The sequence below is a fragment of the Thermoanaerobaculia bacterium genome (assembly GCA_035717485.1).
Taxonomy (GTDB): Bacteria; Acidobacteriota; Thermoanaerobaculia; order UBA5066; family DATFVB01; genus DATFVB01.
In genome coordinates, this window is the sequence record DASTIQ010000069.1 from 1 (window position 1) to 2,267 (window position 2,267).

Consider the following 2,267-nt stretch of genomic DNA (forward strand, 5'->3'; position numbering starts at 1 on the left):
ATTCGACGACCAGAGTCCGGGAAATACGCATCTGACCTCCTTCGGTCGCTCCGGAGACGCTGCCGGCGACCGAAGGTTTCGGTGGCAGGAGGAATCTCGCGCGGGATGCCCGAGACTCGCGGCTCGTCGATCCGCGACGGCCGGGCGCCCGGTCCGACTCGCGACTCGAAGTCGGCGCCCGCGGCCGGGATGCGCGGTCCGCGCTACAATCGCGATCGATGACTTTCGAGGCGGCGACATGTCCGGTGTGCGGCGGAACCGGGTGGACCTTCGCGAGCGCCGACGGAGAAAAGATCGCGCGGGAGTGCGGGTGCCGGAAGGAGGAGTCGCGCCGGCGGCGCTTCCGCGCGGCGCAGGTTCCGGAGCGATACCGCGACTGCTCGTTCTCCGATTTCAACGACACGAACCTCGCGCTGAAGAAAGCCAAGGCGGTCGCCCAGGAGTTCGCCGCCGCCTACCCGGTCGTCGAGGCCGGGCTCCTCTTCCTCGGGCCCGCCGGAAACGGCAAGACTCACCTGGCGATCGCGATCCTCAACGAGATCACCCGGACCAAGGGACGGCGCGCGCTCTACGTGAACTTCTCCGACCTCCTGATGAAGATCCAGTCGACCTTCAAGAGCGACGCGCCGGAGACGAAGGAGGACGTGATCACTCCCTACGCCGAAACCGAGCTCCTCGTCCTCGACGAGCTGGGGGCGACGAAGCCGTCCGATTTCGCGCGCGACATGCTCTACGCGCTGCTGAACACCCGTTACAACCACAAGCGGATCACGATCGCGACGTCCAACTACATGGATGATCTCGCCGCCGGATCACGCGAGAAGCTGGAGGACCGGATCGGGTACACCCTCCGGAGCCGCCTCCACGAGATGTGCCAGACCGTGAAGATCCAGAGCGACGACTTCCGCGAGAAAGTGAAGCGGGCGGATTTCCACGCGCGGTACTAGCCACGTTCGCGCGCTGCCCGATCCTCTCGCCGGGAAGCCGCTACCGTCGGGGCGAGGACGGGGCGACGACCCGGAGTCGATGAGGTCTTGACGACGATTTCCTTCTCCGCCGAGGCGGGGGCCCTGCGTCCCTCGCCGATCCGGCGGTTCGCGTCGCTCATCAACGACCCGACCGTCATTTCGTTCGCGGGCGGCGTCCCGAACCCCGCGACCTTCCCCGCGGAAGCCCTCGCGCAGGCGGCATCCCGGGCGATCCGGGATCGGCGCGACGATGCGCTCCAGTACGGCCCGACGGCGGGCTTCCCGGCGCTCCGCGAGCGCATCGCCGCTCGCCTGGCGGCGGGCGGGCTTCCGGCGGAAACGGGGGACGTGCACCTCACGACCGGCTCCCAGCAGGCGCTCGATCTCCTCGCCCGCATTCTCGTCGATCCCGGAGACGGGGTCGTCGTGGAGAGTCCCGCCTACGTCGGCGCGCTCGCGTGCTTCCGGGCGCGGAGGGCCCGGTTCCTCGCGGCGACGCGGGACGACTCCCGCCTCGACGTGGCGTCGCTGCGCGAAAGGGTCCGCGCCCTCCGCGCCGCGGGCGGGGCGGTCCGGGTCCTCTACACGATCCCCAATTTCCAGAACCCGTCCGGATGGACGCTTTCCGCCCCCGCGCGGGAGGAGCTCCTCGCGTGCGCGGCGGAGCTCGATCTCTTCGTGGTCGAGGACGACCCGTACGGCGAGGTTCACTTCGGCCCGCCGCCCCCCTCGCCGCTCGCCGCGCTCGATCCGGGGCGCGTCGCGTATCTCGGAAGCTTCTCGAAGACGCTTTCCGCCGGACTGCGCACGGGCTTCATCCGCGCGCCCCGGGAGATCCTCGCGAAGATGGAGCTCGCCAAGCAGGCGGCGGACCTCTGTTCCTCGAGCCTCGACCAGTGGACGCTCGCCCTCTATTTCGAGGAGAACGACTACGACGCCCATCTCTCCGGCGTGCGCGCGTTCTACGCGGAGCAGAGGACGGCGCTCCTCGACGCGATCGCGGCGGAATGGCCTGCCGAGGTCGCCGTCTCCCGTCCCGACGGCGGCCTGTTCTGCTGGGCGAGGATGCCCGGCGGACGCGACGCGGCGGCGCTCCTCGCCCGCGCGCTCGAACGAAGAGTGGCGTTCATTCCGGGAGACGCGTTTTTCGCGGATTCCGACGAGCCTCCCCGCCACTTCCTGCGGCTGACGTTCGCGAAGGAATCGCCCGAGCGGATGCGGGAGGGCGCGCGCCGGCTCGGCGAGCTCCTGCGGGAGGACGCATGAGACGGCGCTTCGCCCTTCGCCTGGCCGCCGGAA

2 protein-coding genes are annotated in these 2,267 nt (G+C 69.8%); both read left to right on the forward strand.

The genetic code is table 11. The features are described from left to right. The first annotated feature begins 218 nt into the window (after nt 1-218). A complete protein-coding gene (locus tag VFS34_03495; GenBank protein HET9793503.1) occupies nt 219-947 on the forward strand; it encodes an ATP-binding protein in 729 nt (242 codons plus the stop codon). A gap of 87 nt (nt 948-1,034) precedes the next feature. Beyond that, the gene (locus VFS34_03500) at nt 1,035-2,234 is read left to right on the forward strand and encodes a PLP-dependent aminotransferase family protein (protein HET9793504.1); all 1,200 of its coding nucleotides are present in this window, start codon (nt 1,035-1,037) and stop codon (nt 2,232-2,234) included. Nucleotides 2,235-2,267 lie beyond the last annotated feature (33 nt).

Excerpts from the sequence above, each read along its gene's own strand:
- VFS34_03495 (HET9793503.1), top strand. The coding sequence starts at position 219 with ATGACTTTCGAGGCGGCGACATGTCCGGTGTGCGGCGGAACCGGGTGG.